This is a genomic window from Bradyrhizobium sp. RT6a, assembly GCF_040547675.1.
Classification (GTDB): Bacteria; Pseudomonadota; Alphaproteobacteria; order Rhizobiales; family Xanthobacteraceae; genus Bradyrhizobium.
This window is the reverse complement of sequence record NZ_JBEPQC010000002.1, coordinates 587,135-604,640: the sequence shown is the minus strand read 5'-3', so window position 1 is coordinate 604,640 and position 17,506 is coordinate 587,135. Positions and strand designations below refer to the sequence as shown.

The 17,506-nt window shown below is 64.2% G+C and carries 15 protein-coding genes and 1 tRNA gene; 13 read left to right on the top strand and 3 right to left on the bottom strand.

Annotated elements, in window-relative coordinates:
• Positions 1 to 7: 7 nt before the first annotated feature.
• Entirely contained in the window at positions 8 to 1,144 is a 1,137-nt protein-coding gene (locus ABIC03_RS12655; RefSeq protein ID WP_354058460.1) for a hypothetical protein, read from the bottom strand.
• Positions 1,145 to 1,448: 304 nt separating this feature from the next.
• Here ABIC03_RS12655 and ABIC03_RS12650 point away from each other — a divergent pair, with 304 nt between their 5' ends.
• Positions 1,449 to 1,694 carry a zinc-finger domain-containing protein gene (locus ABIC03_RS12650; protein ID WP_007602543.1) on the top strand — a complete coding sequence of 82 codons (246 nt, stop codon included), beginning with the start codon at positions 1,449 to 1,451 and terminating at the stop codon, positions 1,692 to 1,694.
• A gap of 19 nt (positions 1,695 to 1,713) precedes the next feature.
• On the top strand, positions 1,714 to 2,916 hold the full coding sequence (locus tag ABIC03_RS12645; RefSeq protein ID WP_354058458.1) for an FAD-dependent monooxygenase: 1,203 nt from the start codon (positions 1,714 to 1,716) through the stop codon (positions 2,914 to 2,916).
• A 15-nt stretch (positions 2,917 to 2,931) separates the two neighbouring features.
• Here the strand turns inward: ABIC03_RS12645 and ABIC03_RS12640 are convergent, their stop codons facing one another.
• Positions 2,932 to 3,348 carry a twin-arginine translocation pathway signal gene (locus ABIC03_RS12640; protein WP_354058457.1) on the bottom strand — a complete coding sequence of 139 codons (417 nt, stop codon included), beginning with the start codon at positions 3,346 to 3,348 and terminating at the stop codon, positions 2,932 to 2,934.
• Positions 3,349 to 3,520: 172 nt separating this feature from the next.
• Here ABIC03_RS12640 and ABIC03_RS12635 point away from each other — a divergent pair.
• From ABIC03_RS12635 to ABIC03_RS12625, 3 genes are all read left to right on the top strand, one after another.
• Positions 3,521 to 3,609, top strand: a tRNA-Leu gene (locus ABIC03_RS12635).
• Positions 3,610 to 3,768: 159 nt separating this feature from the next.
• Complete coding sequence (locus tag ABIC03_RS12630) at positions 3,769 to 5,019, top strand: multidrug effflux MFS transporter (protein ID WP_354058455.1); 1,251 nt, start codon at positions 3,769 to 3,771, stop codon at positions 5,017 to 5,019.
• A 53-nt stretch (positions 5,020 to 5,072) separates the two neighbouring features.
• Positions 5,073 to 5,216, top strand: coding sequence for a hypothetical protein (locus tag ABIC03_RS12625; RefSeq protein ID WP_354058453.1), 144 nt, complete (start codon positions 5,073 to 5,075; stop codon positions 5,214 to 5,216).
• 88 nt (positions 5,217 to 5,304) lie between these two features.
• Here ABIC03_RS12625 and ABIC03_RS12620 read toward each other — a convergent pair whose 3' ends face one another.
• Positions 5,305 to 6,912, bottom strand: a complete 1,608-nt coding sequence (locus ABIC03_RS12620; protein ID WP_354058451.1) for an ABC transporter substrate-binding protein — start codon at positions 6,910 to 6,912, stop codon at positions 5,305 to 5,307.
• Positions 6,913 to 7,181: 269 nt separating this feature from the next.
• On the opposite strand from ABIC03_RS12620, the gene ABIC03_RS12615 reads away from it, so the two are divergent.
• The 8 genes from ABIC03_RS12615 to ABIC03_RS12580 all read left to right on the top strand — a co-directional run bounded on the left by ABIC03_RS12615 (position 7,182) and on the right by ABIC03_RS12580 (position 17,416).
• Complete coding sequence (locus tag ABIC03_RS12615; protein ID WP_354058449.1) at positions 7,182 to 8,312, top strand: M20/M25/M40 family metallo-hydrolase; 1,131 nt, start codon at positions 7,182 to 7,184, stop codon at positions 8,310 to 8,312.
• Between the two features lie 168 nt (positions 8,313 to 8,480).
• A complete protein-coding gene (locus ABIC03_RS12610) occupies positions 8,481 to 9,422 on the top strand; it encodes an ABC transporter permease (protein WP_275170173.1) in 942 nt (313 codons plus the stop codon).
• Between the two features lie 20 nt (positions 9,423 to 9,442).
• Positions 9,443 to 10,330, top strand: a complete 888-nt coding sequence (locus tag ABIC03_RS12605; RefSeq protein ID WP_247497687.1) for an ABC transporter permease — start codon at positions 9,443 to 9,445, stop codon at positions 10,328 to 10,330.
• Between the two features lie 14 nt (positions 10,331 to 10,344).
• Positions 10,345 to 11,994, top strand: coding sequence for an ABC transporter ATP-binding protein (locus ABIC03_RS12600; RefSeq protein WP_354059631.1), 1,650 nt, complete (start codon positions 10,345 to 10,347; stop codon positions 11,992 to 11,994).
• A 298-nt stretch (positions 11,995 to 12,292) separates the two neighbouring features.
• A complete protein-coding gene (locus tag ABIC03_RS12595) occupies positions 12,293 to 13,798 on the top strand; it encodes a M81 family metallopeptidase (RefSeq protein WP_354058446.1) in 1,506 nt (501 codons plus the stop codon).
• A 13-nt stretch (positions 13,799 to 13,811) separates the two neighbouring features.
• Positions 13,812 to 14,984, top strand: a complete 1,173-nt coding sequence (locus tag ABIC03_RS12590) for a M20 aminoacylase family protein (RefSeq protein ID WP_354058444.1) — start codon at positions 13,812 to 13,814, stop codon at positions 14,982 to 14,984.
• Complete coding sequence (locus ABIC03_RS12585) at positions 14,977 to 16,398, top strand: amidase (protein ID WP_354058442.1); 1,422 nt, start codon at positions 14,977 to 14,979, stop codon at positions 16,396 to 16,398. Before ABIC03_RS12590 ends, ABIC03_RS12585 begins: the two co-directional genes overlap by 8 nt.
• 127 nt (positions 16,399 to 16,525) lie before the next feature.
• The gene (locus tag ABIC03_RS12580) at positions 16,526 to 17,416 is read left to right on the top strand and encodes a crotonase/enoyl-CoA hydratase family protein (protein WP_354058440.1); all 891 of its coding nucleotides are present in this window, start codon (positions 16,526 to 16,528) and stop codon (positions 17,414 to 17,416) included.
• Positions 17,417 to 17,506: the final 90 nt, after the last annotated feature.

Below are 17,506 nucleotides of genomic sequence, written 5' to 3'. Positions count from 1 at the left end.
AGGTACCTTAGGCCGAGACGGCAGCGCTTGCCAGAACGGCTTCGGCGGCGATCCGGGCCTGGCGAAGTCGCCGCGCCCGTCTGCGATCGCACCAGGCCTGGGTCAGGCGCTCCGTGGTCGCCTTGATCGATGACAACAGGCCGAACAGCGTTAGGGCCGCACCGAACAGCCAGAGTGCAAGATTGAACGCACCGCCGATCAGCAGCAGCGCGCCGCGGCCGAGCAGCTTCAGGATCGCGCGCGTCTTGCCGCCCTGCACTTCCGCGAGCCGCACCGCGCGTGCGACGTCCTTGGGACCTTCGGCGATGCGCAAGCTATCCATCGCGCCGCGCGTGCCGGTCTTCTCGACGACGCGCGTGACATCCTTGCCAAGCCGAACCAGCGCGCCAGCCTTCTCGGCGCGGAACGCGGCCTTGATTGCGCTCAAGGTTTGGCCCGGCCGCAGCACCGAGCCGGAGGCAACCGCGTTCTGCAGCATCGGCGTATCGACGACCTCGCGCGCGGACCGGCCGGCCCAGGCCGCCAGTCCCTCGCCCAGCCGGCCCACCTTGCGTGCGTCCTTCACCAGCGTCAGCCCGGCGCGAACCGGCGCGGCACCGCCGACGGAGACGTAGGTCACGGCCGTGACCGCCAGACCCGCGGCGGCAAGGCCCAGCACCAGGCGATCGGTCTCCTCGCCCATGGCGAGGTGCTTGCCCTCGCGCACGATGTCCCTGATGTCGCCGATGACGAAGAGATCGCCGGCCACGGTTCCCGACAGGCTCGCAACATCGTCCGCGCTGCCGGTGACGAGACCGGTGGCAAACCGTTTTGCGAAATGCGAGGTGGAATTTTCGGCTTTGACCGCGTCGTTGACACGGCTCAGGAGGTCGTCAGGCAGCGCGATGTTGCGGTCGCGCGCCAGCGCGACAAAACTGTCGGCGAGATCGGCATCGCCCGATGCAAGCGCGGCATCGATGTTGTCCTGAATCAGGCGGTCGTTGTGCCGCAGCAGCGCGTCGAGCTTGATCTCGGACAGCGCGGCGGGATCGTCCCGGGCGGCCAGAATCGCGCCGGCCTCGCGGGCATGCGGTGCTACCTGCGCGAGCATGAAGCCGCATGCCGCGATACCGGTCAACGCTGTGCTGATTCGCAACCACTTCATGCGGAGAGCCTGGACGGTCCTGAGATCGTTGACGCCTGACGGTTCGTCTTTCGTCGCAATTGCGCTCGTCCACAGACATAGTATGCCAAAATTGCGACACAACGTCCCCGACGAAAGAAGGGCTTCTCTCAGGCCGCAAGATTGTGTCGAATTTGCATGAGCAAATGAGCATGGGGCATTGCGGAGCTTTCGGTTCCGCTGGACTAGCAATCATCTGTACCCACCAGTATGGTCCGCGGCGCCTTAATAATGCCGCGTCAGTCGTGATTGTGTCTGCCGCCATTGCCACTCCAGGATGAGTACGATGTCCGACCATGTCGTCCCGCACTTCCACAACGATGCCGGTGTCCCCGTCATCGAGATCGGCTCGCAAGAGTTCATGTGCGTGGGCGCCAACCCTCCGTTCGATCATCCGCACGTCTTCCTCGACCTCGGCAATGACAACGAGATCATCTGCCCCTACTGCTCGACGCTGTACCGTTTCGCCGCCGACCTGAAGGCGGGCGAAGCCCGTCCGCCGGAATGCGTCCTGAAGGACAAGGTGGCCTGACCGCTTCCATCGGCCAGGGGTGGCGCTCTCCCGAACGATTGTCATCGCCGGTGCCGGCATAGGTGGACTGACGGCTGCGCTTGCGCTCGCGGCCCGCGGCTTCCGCATCGTGGTACTGGAAAAGGCCGAGCGGCTCGAGGAAGTCGGCGCCGGTCTGCAACTCTCTCCCAATGCCAGCCGCGTGCTGGTCGAGCTCGGCCTCACCGAGCGCCTCAAGCTGCGCGCCGTGATCCCGGAGGCGGTCTCGATCATGAGCGCGCGGGCCGGCGGCGAGCTATTGCGCATGCCGCTGGGAGAAGCCGCCGCCGCGCGCGCCGGCGCCCCCTATTGGGTGGTGCACCGCGCCGATTTGCAATCCGCCCTCGCTGGCGCAGTCTCCGACCATCCCGATATCGACCTGAAACTTGGTGCGACCTTCGAAGACGTCGCGCCTCACGCCAAGGGGCTGACGGTCGTCCATCGCAGCGGCACGATCCGGCGCAGCGATCTCGCCAGTGCGCTGATCGGCGCCGACGGCATCTGGTCGACGGTGCGCCAGCATCTGTTTCCCGAGGTGCAGCCGCGCTTTTCCGGGCTGATCGCCTGGCGCGGCACGCTCGATGCGACGCAACTGCCGAAGGACTACACCGCGCGCCGGGTCCAGCTCTGGATGGGCCCGAATGCCCATCTCGTCGCCTACCCGATCGCGGGCGGACGCCAGATCAACGTGGTCGCGGTGCTGCCGGGCACCTGGAACAGACCGGGCTGGAGCACGCCCGGCGATCCCCGCGAGGTGATGGACGCCTTCGCCGCGCCGAGCTGGCCGCCAGCGGCGCGCATGATGCTCGCCACGGTCGATAGCTGGCGGAAATGGGCGCTGTTCGGCGTGCCTGACGACTGCCCCTGGAGCAAAGGGCCGGTCGCGCTGCTCGGCGACGCCGCGCATGCGATGCTGCCGTTTGCAGCCCAGGGCGCCGGCATGGCGATCGAGGACGCCGCGGTGCTCGCGCAGCATTTGAGTCTTGAGATCGCCGAGAGCACCGCGGGCATCACAGCTGCGCTGAAACAATACGGCCGTATGCGTCAGGCGCGCGTGCGGCGGGTGCAGCGGACCGCGCGGCAGCAGGGCCGCATCTATCATTTCACTGGGCCGCTGGCCTACGCACGCGATCTTGCGGTCCGCGCGCTCGGCCCGGAACGCATGCTGGCACGACAGGACTGGATCTACGGTTGGCGGCCCTGATGCGAGGCGCTGGTTTCAGCGCACTGCTCGTGTCGATTTCGGGCCAGGCTTGATCGGGCCAGGATTGGCGGCCGGCGTCGCCTCGGGCGGCGTTTCCCGGCACTTGTTGCGGCGCCAAGCGTCATCGGCCATCTGCGCCTGCCCGCGTACCGCGATGTATTCGTTGCGATAAGCAAGCTCCGACACGACGGCGCCGCCCGCGCCGGTCTGTGCCTTGTCCATCAGTCTCTGCAAATCACCGGTTCGGTTGGCGAGCGACTTGCGCTCGCCCTCGAGCTGCTTGCAATCGTACAATTCGTACCTGGCGGGATCGGCAAATGCCGGAGCGACGGTCTCGCTCATGCCTGCGCAGCCGGACAGCACGAAGCCGGCCGCGAGCAGCGCGACGGCCACGCAGCATGTACGCAGGCGATATTGGATCAAAGCAGCCATGTCGGATGAATAGTCCCCGTCGATTGAGAATGCCTAAAGCAACAACAGATGTCCGGATTGAGGCTTTGCCTTGTGCCGCCTGCTCGCCTAAGGAAGTACCGCCCCTCCGGCCTGCAAACGCCAATTCCAGACCGCCGGTAAGGGACTTAAGTGACTGATCTCGTTGGATCAAGCGGGCATGGCGGAATTGGTAGACGCAAGGGACTTAAAATCCCTCGGTGCGCAAGCACTGTGCCGGTTCGATTCCGGCTGCCCGCACCACGAGAGCTGCGCGGATGATCCCACCGAACGACGCGGCCGCGAGCGTTGATCCCTCATCAATTCTGCCTGCTCCTGCACCGCCTGCCAGCCATCCCGAAACATCGCTTGTGCAACGCAGCATTGGAGGTAGACAAGTCCCTCAAATCAGAGGTGAGCTTCTTGTCCGACGTCAATGCCGACGATTGGGTGTCCTCGGGACACCGACCGATGGGTTTCCCCGAATTCGTTATCGTGATCGCGTCAATCATGGCGCTGAATCCGCTTGCGATGGATATGATGCTCCCGGCGCTGCCCAATATCGGGTCGGCCTTCAATATCCCCGTCGCCAACCATCTTCAGCTGGTGCTGTCGACCTTCCTGATCGGCTTTGGCGCGGGGCAGTTCGTCATGGGTCCGCTGTCGGATCGCTTCGGCCGCCGCCCGGTGCTGCTTGGCGGGATGGCGGTCTATGCGGTGGCGAGCGTGCTGGCGATTGCCGCGCCGTCGTTCGAAACGCTGCTGCTGGCACGCGCACTGCAGGGCTTCGGCACCTCGGCCACGCGCGTGATCGCGACCTCGATCGTGCGCGACTGTTACGTCGGCCGCCGCATGGCGAGCGTGATGTCGCTTGCGATGATGATTTTCATCGCCGTGCCCGTGATCGCCCCCTCGTTCGGACAGGCGGTGCTGCTGGTGACGCAATGGCGCGGCATCTTCGTCGTGCTGATGCTCTACGGTCTGCTCGCGCTTGCATGGTCCGTGCTGCGGCTTCCGGAGACCTTGCCTGAGAGCGAACGCAGGTCACTTGCGCCGGCCGACGTGCTCACGGCCTATTGGCAGACCGTGACCCATCCCCAAACCCTCGGCTACGCGCTCGCCGCCGGTAGCGTCATGGGCGCGCTGTTCGCCTACGTGTTTTCGGCTCAGCAAGTTTTTGTCGGCATCTATCATCTCGGCCATTATTTTCCGCTCGCCTTCGCCGCGATCGCGGCCGGCACCGCCATTGCCGGCTTCCTCAATGCAAGATTCGTCGGGACCCTCGGCATGCGCGTGATCTCGCACGGCGCGCTGACACTCTACACCGCGGTGGCGGGCGTGATGCTGCTGACCGAAAGCCTCGGCGCGTTGCCGCTTCCCCTGTTCATGGTGCTCTCGGCACTCATGATGTTCTCGTTCGGCATGATGGTTGCCAACTTCACCGCACTCGCCATGGAGCCGCAGGGCCACATCGCCGGCACTGCGTCCTCGCTCTACGGCTCGATCACCACGCTGATCGGCATCGCCGTCGGCATGGCGATCGGACAAAGCTTCGATGGCACGTTGCTGCCGTTTTCGATCGGTTTCTTCGTGTCGTCACTCGCCGCGCTCGCGATCGTGCTGGTGGTGGAGAGGGGACGGCTGTTCAAGCCGCATCATCGCGCCATCGGCTGAGGAACTTCGCGGCGCTCTCGATCTTGTACTGCAACATTCGAGAGGAAGGCGAGATGGAACAAGAGAGCAGATTCGATCAGCCCGCGCGCGAGATCGAACGGCCCGCCCCGCGGCAACCAGTTTCTGAGCAGCAGCCGGACAGAAACCTGCCGTTCGCAGGTGAAGGGCTCGAGCAGCTGCGCGACAGCCACTGCTAGAAGAGGTCGAGCCAGTACCGCTTCATGGAAACGGCGCCGCGGAGAGATCCGCGGCGCCGTTTCTCTTTTCAGACCAGGAGTCTTCGCGCTACTCCGACTTGTCGACGTTCCAGAACAACGGGGTCGCGGGACCGTCGAGCACGCCGGTCAGCGATTTGCGCCAGCCGCTCGGCAGGAGATACTGCCCCAGCGGGATGTAGATCACCTGCTCATAGGCTTCCTTCTGGATGTCAGCAGCGATCTTCTTCTGATCGTCGAGCGAGGCGGCGCGAACGAAGTCGTCCTTGAGCTTTTCGATCTTGGCGTTCTCGGCCCAGCCGAACCAGCCCTTCTTGCCCTGGCCGCCGATCGAGAGATTGGCGATCGGGTTGGAGACGTCGGCTGCGACCCAGTTCGTGAAGAACATGTTCCAGCCGCCCTCCTTCGGAGGCTTCTGGCTGGCGCGGCGGCTCACCACCGTCTGCCAATCAGTCGCTTGCAGGTCGACTTTGAAGCCTGCCTCACGCAGCAACTGAGCCGCAACGATCGGCTGCGCCTTCAGCGTGGTGACATCGCCGGGGGCCATGATCACGATCGGGGTGCCGTCATAGCCGGACTCGGCGAGCGCCTTCTTGGCTTCGGCCATGCCGTTGCCCTTCACCAGCGTCTCCCCGCCGACTTCGGTCGCGAACGGCGTATCGCACACGAAGAAGGCACCACAAATCTTCTGATATTTGGCGTTGCCGACGAGCGCGTCGAGAACGTCCTTCTGGTTTATCGCCAGAAAGGCAGCACGGCGCACTTTGACATTGTCGAACGGCGGATGAAGGAAGTTCATTCGGCCGAGCGTCTGGAAACCGAACTTGTTGGAGACCTCGATGGTGATCTCCTTGTTCGCCTCAAGCAACGGCAGCATGTCGTAGGGCAGATTTTCCATGAAGTCGATGTCGCCCGACTGCAACGCGTTCACCGCGGTCTGCGAGTCCGGCATGGTGATCCACTCGACGCGGTCGACCTTCACCACCTTGCCGCCGGAGGTCCAGCTCGACGGCTCCTTGCGCGGCATGTAGTCGGTGTTCTTGACGTAGACCGCCTTCACGCCCGGCTGGAATTCCGACTGCACGAACTTGAAAGGACCCGAGCCGATCTGCTCGGGGATCTGCTTGTCCGGCGGCGTCTCGGCGAGGCGCTTCGGCATCATGAAGGCAACGCGGGAGGACGGCTTGCCGATCGAGTCAAGCACGAGGCCGTAGGGCTCCTTCAGCTTCAGCGTGATGGTCTTGGCATCGGTCGCTTCGATGCTCGCAGTGAAGTCGAGCAGTTTCTGCCCCATGCCGTCGACTGCGGCCCAGCGCTTGAGCGAGGCAACGCAGTCCTCCGCCGTCACCGGCGCACCGTCATGCCACTTCAGGCCGTCGCGCAGCGTGAACGTGTAGGTGAGCTTGTCGTCGGAGATCTTCCAGTCCGCCATCTGCGGCTGGATCTTGAAGTTCGAATCGGGCGCCACGAGCGTGTCGTAGATCATGTAGCCATGGTCGCGCGTGATGTAGGCCGTGGTGAAGATCGGATCGATGATGCGCAGATCCGAATGCATCACCGCCGTGATGGTCTTGCCGGCCGCAAGCACCGGCGAGGCCAGTGCGGTCGAAAGCGCGACGACCGACAGCGCAAGTTTGGAGGCGAACGCGCGAGGCCCCCGGCGCATCAACTTAAACATAAAAAGTTCTCCTGACGTGAAACTGTTCAAAGGCAGGTTATTGATTGAGCATCCGGTTCGTTCTTTAGGCGAACTAACCTCATGCAATGCCTTTATCTTTTCGAGACTTGCAGACAGTGCCGAGCGCGTCAATCCGGTTTCGCTGCAAGCCCAAGCGGCGCGCGCACGGGCTCCACAAGGATCGGTTTGGCTCTACAACGCTCTCCGCCTGTCCTGCTCCACGCCAATGCAATCCGCGTTCCACGTTCCGAAGCCCGAGAGACATTGAGATGAATCCAGCCAATCTTCCCTTCGATTCCGAAACGATGCTCCAGGGCCTGCGCGGCTGGGTGGAATGCGAAAGCCCGACCTGGGACGCGAGCGCCGTGAACCGCATGCTCGATATCGCAGCGCGGGAGATGGCGATCATGGGTGCGACGATCGAGCGCATTGCCGGTCGCCAGGGTTTTGGCGGCGTGATCCGGGCGCGCTTTCCGCATCCGAAACAAGGCGAGCCCGGCATCCTGATTGCCGGACACATGGATACCGTCCACCCCACGGGCACCATCGAGAAGCTGAAATGGCGGCGCGAGGGCAGCAAGTGCTACGGACCCGGCATCTACGACATGAAGGGCGGCAATTATCTTTCGCTGGAAGCGATCCGCCAACTGGCCCGCGCCTCGTTCACGACGCCGCTGCCGATCACCGTGCTGTTCACGCCCGACGAGGAAGTCGGCACCCCCTCCACGCGCGACATCATCGAGGCGGAAGCCGCGCGCAACAAATATGTGCTGGTGCCCGAGCCCGGCCGCGCTGACAACGGCGTCACCACCGGACGTTACGCCATCGCGCGGTTCAATCTCGAGGCGACCGGCCGGCCCAGCCACGCCGGCGCGACCTTGTCGGCGGGCCGCTCGGCGATTCGCGAGATGGCGCGGCAAATCCTCGCCATCGACGCGATGACGGGCGAAGACTGCACGTTTTCGGTCGGCGTCGTGCAAGGGGGTCAATGGGTCAATTGCGTTGCCACGACCGCCACCGGCGAAGCGCTTTCGATGGCCAAGCGCCAGGCCGACCTCGATCGCGGCGTCGAGAGGATGCTGGCGCTCTCCGGGACAACCAATGACGTCACCTTCAAGGTGACGCGCGGCGTGACACGTCCGGTCTGGGAGCCCGATGCCGGCACCATGGCGCTTTATGAAAAGGCGCGCGGGATCGCCAAGTCGCTCGGCGCGGAACTGCCGCATGCGAGCGCCGGCGGCGGCTCCGACGGCAATTTCACCGGCGCAATGGGCATCCCGACTCTCGACGGCCTGGGCGTGCGTGGCGGCAACGGCCACACGCTCGAAGAGTATATCGAGGTCGAAAGTCTAGCCGAACGCGGCCGGCTCATGGCGGGGCTGCTCGCGACTCTCGAGTAATGGGGCAAGCCACGTCACCCAAACCGGGCCAAGTCACCAAAACAAGGTGACCGCACTGCAAAAACCGTGGCCCGGATGGCATGGGAATTGCTGAAATGTTAGGCTGATGGCAGAACCCCAGGCTCCAGCCGCTGTCTCTGATTTGACTCTAATCTGACGGGATCCAACTTGCTCGGATATCTCCTTCGCCGAATTCTCGCCGCCGTGCCTGTGATGGGCGTGGTGGCGCTGTTCGTCTTCCTCCTGCTCCGCCTCACCCCGGGCGATCCCGCCGCCATTCTTGCCGGCGACAACGCCACGCCGGAGCGGCTCGAGCGGATCCGCACCTCGCTCGGTCTCAACGAGCCGCTGATCGTGCAGTTCATCACGTGGCTGAACAAGCTGCTGCATGGCGATCTCGGAACGTCACTCATCTCCAACCTTCCGGTGATGAAGATGATCGGCCAGCGGGTCGAGCCGTCGATCTCGATCGCGCTGTCGACGATCATTCTCGCCGTCATCGTCGCTGTTCCCCTGGGCGTCATCGCGGCGTGGAAGCACGGCACCTGGATCGATCGCTTCGTGATGGGCCTGTCGGTGCTCGGCTTCTCGGTGCCGGTGTTCGTGGTCGGCTATGTCCTGATCGAGGTCTTCGCGATCGACCTTCGCTGGGTGCCTGTGCAGGGCTTCCGCAGCATCTCGAACGGTTTTGGGCCGTTCTTCGAGCGCATCATCCTGCCCACCTGCGCGCTGTCCTTCATCTACATCGCATTGATCGCACGCATGACGCGCGCGGCGATGCTCGACGTGCTCGGCGAGGACTACGTCCGCACCGCGCGTGCCAAAGGCATCAATGAAGTCGCCGTGATGATGCGTCATGCGCTACGCAACGCCGCGGTGCCCGTGATCACGGTGATCGGTACCGGCTTTGCGCTTTTGATCTCCGGCGTGGTCGTCACCGAGAGCGTGTTCAACATCCCCGGCATCGGGCGCCTTACGGTGGATGCGGTGCTAGCACGCGACTATCCGGTGATCCAGGCGATGATCTTGCTGACGTCGTTGATCTATGTCGTCGTCAATCTCCTGATCGACGTCGCCTACACGCTGCTCGATCCCCGGATCCGGTACTAGGGCTAAGGATAACAACAAGAATGTCGGTCGATACCCTTCCCCAGTCATCCATCCCGATCACGTCGCCGCTGCGGCCGCGCCTCGGATTCCTGACCTCGACGCCGATCATCGCGGCAGCGACCATCTGCCTGGCGTTGGTCGTGCTGATCTCGATCCTGGCGCCGTTGATCGCGCCGTATGATCCGATCCAGCTTGCGCCGTCGCAGCGACTGAAGCCCTCTTCGGCGCAATTCCTGCTCGGCACCGACGCCTATGGCCGCGACCTGCTGTCGCGCGTCATGTATGGCGGACGCATTTCGCTTCTGATCGGCATCGGCTCGGCGATCATGTCGATCGTCATTGGGTTGGCGATCGGCCTGGTTTCCGGCTTCTTCAAGCTGGTCGATTCCGTCATGATGCGAATCATGGACGGCCTGATGGCGATGCCGAGCATCCTGCTGGCAATCGCCGTGGTGTCGCTGTCCGGCGCCAGCCTCTGGACCGTGCTGATCGCGATTACGATCCCCGAAGTTCCGCGCGTGGCACGCCTGGTGCGTTCGGTCGTGCTATCGGCTCGCGAAGAGCCCTATGTTGAAGCGGCGATCTCGGTCGGCTCATCCCTGCCGAAGATCATGTGGCGGCATTTGATGCCGAACACGATCGCACCGCTGATCGTCCAGGGCAGTTACGTCTGCGCGTCCGCGATCCTCACCGAGGCCATCCTCTCCTTCCTCGGCGCCGGCATCTCGCCGGAAACGCCGACCTGGGGCAACATCATGGCCGAGGGCCGCCAGTACTTTCAGCTCAAACCGACGCTGATCTTCTGGCCGGGCCTGCTGCTCTCGATCGCCATCCTCAGCATCAATTTGATCGGCGACGCCGCCCGCGACGCACTCGATCCGCGCATGAAGCAGCGGGAAGGCAAATGATGACCGATCAAGTGATGACCAGCCCGATCCTCGACATCAACAACCTCGTCGTCTCCGTCGGCAAGAAGCCAAATGCCGCAAACATCATCGACGGCATCTCGATCCAGGTGCACGAGCGCGAGACGCTGTGCCTCGTCGGCGAAAGCGGCTCGGGCAAGTCGGTGACCTCGCTGACCACGATGGGTCTGCTGCCGAAGGGCACGCTGATTCCGACCGGCGGCAGCGTCAAGCTGGTCGGCGAGGAGATTCTCACCGCGACCGACCGCCGCCTGCGGCAGCTCCGCGCGACGCGGATGGCGATGATCTTCCAGGAGCCGATGACGGCGCTCAATCCGGTGATGCCGGTTGGCCGCCAGATCGACGAAGTCCTGCGCGCGCACACCAAACTCGATGCGAAGGCGCGCAAGAAGCGCATCCTCGACATGATGGAGCAGGTGCGCCTGCCCCAGGTCGAGCGCATCTTTGCCTCCTACCCTCACCGACTCTCCGGCGGTCAGCGCCAGCGCATCATGATCGCGATGGCACTCGTACTCGAACCGAAGCTGCTCATTGCGGATGAACCGACCACCGCGCTCGACGTCACAACGCAGAAGCAGATTTTGACACTGATCCGCGACCTCCAGCGCGATCACGGCACCGCCGTTCTGTTCATCACCCATGACATGGGCGTGGTCGCCGAAATCGCCGACCGCGTCGCGGTGATGCGGCAGGGCCGATTGGTCGAGACCGGAACGCTGGATTCCATCCTGCGCAATCCGACCATGGAGTACACCCGCAACCTGCTCTCGGCAGTGCCGAGCCTGGTGCCGCGCGCGGCACGGCCTGAAACCAAGGAACCGGTGGTGCTGGAGGCCAACGAACTCGGCAAGGTCTACCGCGAGCGTGCGTTCTTCGGTAAAGGCCGCGAAGTTGTCGCCGCCGACAAGGTCACGCTGACGCTGCGCAAGGGCCGCACGCTCGGCATCGTCGGCGAGAGCGGCTCAGGCAAATCGACCGTGGCGCGCTGCATCGTCCGCCTGATCGACCCGACCTCCGGTGGCGTGCGCCTCTCCGGCCGCGAGATCTCGGACATCTCGCGGCGGCTGTTGCAGCCGCATCGGAAGAAGATCCAGATCGTGTTCCAGGACCCCTACCGCTCGCTCAACCCGCGCGTCACTGTCGGCGAAAGCATCGCGGAAGGCCCTATCAATTACGGCGTGTCGCATGCCGACGCAATGAAGCGTGCCCGTGAATTGCTCGAGCTGGTCGGCCTGCCCGCCGATGCGGTCGGGCGCTATCCCCACCAGTTCTCCGGCGGCCAGCGTCAGCGCATTGCGATCGCCCGCGCGCTCGCGCTCGATCCCGACGTGCTGGTCGCGGACGAGGCGGTCTCCGCCCTCGACGTCTCCGTGCAGGCGCAGGTGCTGGAACTGTTCGATGAGATCCAGAAGCGGCTCGGCATCGCCATCCTGTTCATCACTCACGATCTGCGCGTCGCCGCGCAGATCTGCGACGAGGTCGTGGTGATGCAGCACGGCCGCGTCGTCGAGCAGGGCCCGGCCGCCGAAGTGCTGACGCATCCGAAGGAGGCGTACACCAGAGCCCTGCTCGAGGCCGCGCCGGGCCGCGGCTGGGATTTTGCGAACTTCCGGCCGGTGGCCGAGGGCGTGGCGGCCACGGCATAGCAGCATGCTCCGGCGTCGTCCCGGCGAAGGCCGGGACCCATACCGCGTGATCTATCCATCGCGTGTGGCGCTTATCCCAAACATCCAATCTTCGCCAAACTGCTCCCTGGGGTTATGGGTCCCGGCCTTCGCCGGGACGACCCCGAGAACTTGGTGGCGTCTTTGGCTTCAACTAACACCCCATCCGCAGCATTCCCAAAACGATCTGACCCTATGCATGGCGCGATTGCTTCCCGGCTTGCTCTCGCCGCAAGCACAGGGCTAACGTCGCGCACTTTCAATTGCTGGGCTTGAGTTGATGATACGTATCGCCGTCGGCGGCTTCCTGCACGAGACCAACACCTTCGCTCCGACGAAGGCGACCTTCGCGGACTTCCAGCACGGCGGCGGCTGGCCGGCGATGACGCAAGGTCCCGACGTGCTGAAGGTGATGCGCCGCATCAATGTCGGCCTCGCCGGTTTCGTCGACAGCGCCGAGGCCAACGACTGGGAACTCATTCCAACGATTGCCTGCGGCGCGAGCCCTTCGGCGCATGTCACCAAGGACGCCTTCGAGCGCATCGTGAAGGTCATGGTCGACGGAATCGCAGCCGCCGGCCCGATCGACGCCGTCTATCTCGATCTGCACGGCGCGATGGTCACGGAACATCTCGACGACGGCGAGGGCGAGATCCTGGCGCGCGTGCGCCGCGCCATCGGCAAGGACATTCCGCTGGTCGCGAGCCTCGATCTCCACGCCAACGTCACCCCCGAGATGATGGAGCATGCGGACGCGCTGATCGCCTACCGCACCTATCCCCATGTCGACATGGCCGAGACCGGCCGCGCCTGCGCGCAACATCTCGCATTGCTTCTGAAGACAAAGCAGCGTTTCGCAAAGGCCTTCCGGCAATTGCCGTTCCTGATCCCGATCAGTTGGCAGTGCACCAACGACCAGCCGACCAAGGGCATCTACGAAAAACTTGCGGCGCTGGAGAGCGATCCGGTTCCGACGCTGTCCTTCGCGCCCGGCTTCCCCGCCGCCGATTTCCGTGATTGCGGGCCGAGTGTGTTCGCCTATGGCAAGACGCAAGCCGATGCCGACAGCGCGGCGGATGCGATCGTGAAGCTGATCGAGAGCCACGAGGACGATTTCGACGGCAAGATCTGGTCACCCGATGACGGCGTGCGCCACGCGATGGAACTCTCGAAGGGCGCGAGCAAGCCGATCATCATCGCCGACACCCAGGATAATCCCGGCGCCGGCGGCGATTCCGACACCACCGGAATGCTACGCGCGCTGGTCCGCAACAAGGCCAGTGCCGCGACCGGCGCGATCTATGATCCGGAATCGGCTAAGGCCGCGCATGCAGCCGGCGCCGGCGCCACCGTGACGCTGTCGCTCGGCGGCAAGTCCGGTATTCCCGGCGACGAGCCCTATCGTGAGACTTTCGTCGTCGAAAAACTTTCCGACGGCCGCTTCATCGCGCCCGGTCCCTACTATGGCGGTCGCGAGATGGAGATGGGGCCGTCCGCCTGCCTTCGCATCGGCGACGTCCGAATCGTCGTAAGCTCGCACAAGGCGCAGCTCGCCGACCAGGCGATGTATCGCTATGTCGGCATCGAGCCGACCGAACAGAAGATTTTGGTCAACAAGAGCTCAGTGCACTTCCGCGCCGATTTCGAGCCGATCGCGGAAAAGCTGATGATCTGCGCTGCCCCCGGCGCGATGCCCGCGGACACGGCTACGCTGCCGTGGACGCGCCTGCGGCCGGGCATCCGCATCAAGCCGAACGGCCCGGTTTTCACTCCTTCCTCACGCTAACTGGACAGAACACATGCCCACAATCGAGCGCATCGACGGCTATGCCGACGAACTCACTGCTATCAGGCGCGACCTTCACGCCCATCCGGAAATCGGCTTCGAGGAGGTGCGCACCTCCGGCATCGTCGCGGACAAGCTGAAGAGCTGGGGCATCGAGGTGCATCGTGGTCTCGGCGGCACCGGCGTGATCGGCGTCATCAAAGGCAAGGGTTCGAGCGGCAAGCGTATCGGGCTTCGTGCCGACATGGACGCGCTGCCGATGGAAGAGAACACCAATCTGAAATGGAGCTCGAAAATCCCCGGCCGCTTCCACGGCTGTGGCCATGACGGCCACACAACCATGCTGCTCGGCACCGCGCGCTACCTCGCCGAAACGAAGAATTTCGACGGTACAGTACACCTGATCTTCCAGCCGGCCGAAGAAGGCCTCGGCGGCGCCCGTGCGATGATCAAGGACGGGCTGTTCGAGAAGTTTCCCTGCGACGAACTCTACGGCCTGCACAACGCGCCCGACCTCAACCACGGCGAGATCGCGATCCTGCCCGGCCCCGCGATGGCCAGCGCCGACTTCTTCGATCTCCGCATCACCGGCTACGGCGCACACGGCGCGATGCCCGAACGCTCCAAGGACGCCGTGATCATCGCGACCACGCTGGCGCAGGCGATCCAGACCATCGTCAGCCGCAACGTCGAGCCGCTGCAGGCCGCCGTCGTCTCGATCACGCAGATTCATGCCGGTTCGGCGTACAACGTCATCCCCGGCGACGCGCATCTTTGCGGCACCATCCGCACTTTCTCGAAAGAAGTCCGCACCCTGATCAGCGAACGCATTCGCACGATCTGCGCCGGCATCGCGAGCGCCTATCAGTGCGTGATCGACGTCGACATCCGCGACACCTTCGATGTGCTGGTCAACCAGGTCGAGCAGTCCAAGGTGGTCGAGGAGGTCGCGCGCACCGTCGTCGATCCTTCCAAGGTGATCATCCGCGCCCAGCCGAAGATGGGCAGCGAGGATTTTGCCGACATGCTGCAAACCATTCCCGGCGCCTATTTCTGGGTCGGCCACGACGGCTCGGTCCCCGTGCACAATCCCGGCTTCGTGCTCGACGACAAGATCCTGCCGATCGGCGCCAGCATGTTCGCCCGGATCATCGAGACCCGGATGCCGGTGGGTGCCCATGCATAAAAAGAGCGTCGAAGAGGAAGTCACCTCGCTGCACGATCTCTCCGCGGTCGATCTGATCGCGGGCTATCGCGCCAAGCAGTTCTCGCCGAGCGAGGTGCTGGAAGACGTGCTCGCGCACGTCGCCGCGTGGGAGCCGCACCTCAAGGCGCTCTATGCATTCGATCCCGATGCCGCGCGCGAGGCCGCGAAGGCCTCGACCGCGCGCTGGTCCGGGGGCGAGCCGTCCGGCGCGCTCGACGGCGTGCCGGTGACGGTGAAGGACAACATCGCGACCAAAGGCGTGCCGGTGCCGCTGGGCGCGGCCAGCGTCAAGCTCGTGCCGGCCGAAAAGGACGCACCACCCGCCGCGCGCTTGCGCGAAGCCGGTGCGATCATCTTCGCCAAGACAACCATGCCCGACTACGGCATGCTGTCCTCGGGGCTGTCCTCTTTCCATGCGCTCGCGCGCAATCCCTGGGACCTCTCCAAAAACCCCGGCGGCTCCAGCGCCGGCGCGGGCGCCGCTGCGGCGGCTGGCTATGGGCCGCTGCATCTCGGGACCGATATCGGCGGCTCGGTCCGCCTGCCTGCGGGCTGGTGCGGCCTCGTCGGATTGAAGCCAAGCTTTGGCCGTGTGCCGATCGATCCCGCCTATGTCGGCCGCGTCGCCGGTCCCATGACCCGCACGGTCGACGATTGCGCGCTGATGATGAGCGTGATCGCAAGACCCGACCGGCGCGACGGCACGAGCCTGCCCGCGGAGCCCCTCAACTGGAAGGTGCTGGAGAAATCCCCGCGCAAACTCCGCATCGGATTGATGCTCGATCCCGGCGTTGGCCGGGCGCTGGAGAAACCGGTGCGCGAGGTCGCGGTGGAGGCGGCGAAAGCGTTCGAATCCGCAGGCGCCGTCGTCACCGAAGTCGACGGCATCCTCACGCGCGAGATGCTCGATGGTCTCGACAATTTCTGGCGCGCGCGGATGTGGGATGACCTGTCCAAGCTGACGCCCGCCGAACAGGCAGAGGTGCTGCCCTACATTTTCAAGTGGGGCGAGTCTGGCGCGAAACTGTCTGGCGTCGACGTCATCCGTGGCTTCAACCAGACCATGGCAATCCGCGCGGCGGCATCAAAGCTGTTCTGCGAGCTCGACTATGTGATCTCGCCGACCGCGCCGAACGTGAACTATCCGGCCGAGTGGGCCTCGCCGACCAACGATCCCATGAAGCCGTTCGAACACATCGCCTATACCGTACCGTGGAATATGTCTGAGAATCCGGCGATCTCCATCAACGGCGGCTTCGACGCCAAGGGTTTTCCCATCGGCGTGCAGATCGTCGGCCGCCGCTTCGACGATATCGGCGTGCTTGGCATGGCCAAGGCTTTTGAGAGCCTGCGCGGGCCGCAGAAGCCCTGGCCCGGCCCGCCGGCGAAGTAGCGACTAAGCACAAGTCGTCATGCGCGGGCTCGACCCGCGCATCCATCCTCTTCAAAAAAGATGGATTGCCAGGTCAAGCCCGGCAATGACACAATTGATTCAAGAAATACCAGGGAAGGAAACCACCATGGCGTATGAGACGATCAAATACGAGGTCGCCGAGCAGATCCTCACCATCACGCTGAACCGGCCCGACAAGCTCAACGCCTTCAACGCGCAGATGCAAGCCGAACTGATCGACGCGTTCGACGCCGCCGACAAGGACGACGACGTCCGCGCCATCATCGTCACAGGCGCTGGCCGCGGGTTTTGCGCGGGCGCAGACCTTTCGTGGGGCGCCGACACCTTCGATCGCGACGCACGGCGCGGGCCCGTAAAACGCTTCGCCGACGGCAAGGTCGACTACAGCGATTCCCAGGTGCGCGACGGCGGCGGCCAGGTGACCCTGCGCATCTTCAAATGCCTGAAGCCGGTGATTGCCGCGGTGAACGGTCCCGCGGTCGGCATTGGCGTCACGATGCAGCTCGCGATGGACATCCGCATCGCGTCCGACGCCGCGCGCTTCGGCTTCGTGTTCTCCCAGCGCGGCATCGTGCCGGAGGCGGCCTCGAGTTGGTTCCTGCCGCGCATCGTCGGCATCTCGCAGGCGCTGGAATGGTGCTATTCCGGCCGCGTCTTCCCGGCGCAGGAAGCCCTCGCCGGTCGTCTCGTCAGCAAGGTTGTAGCTCCCGATGATCTGCTGCCGACCGCCCGTGCGCTCGCCAAGGAATTTGCGGCGAAGACGGCGCCGGTGTCGGTGGCGCTGATCCGCCAGATGATGTGGCGCATGATGGGCGCCGACGATCCGATGGAAGCCCACAAGGTCGACAGCCGTGGCATCTACGCTCGCGGCCGCTCGGACGATGTGAAGGAAGGCGTTGTGTCGTTCCTGGAGAAGCGCCCGGCTCAGTTCAAGAACAAGGTGTCGAGCGATATGCCGGACTATTTCCCGTGGTGGACGGAACGGGAATACAAGTAGCTTCGTAGGGTGGGTTAGCGAAGCGTAACCCACCACTTTCTGATCCGCGGTCACAGAGGTGGTGGATTACGCCTTCGGCTAATTCACCCT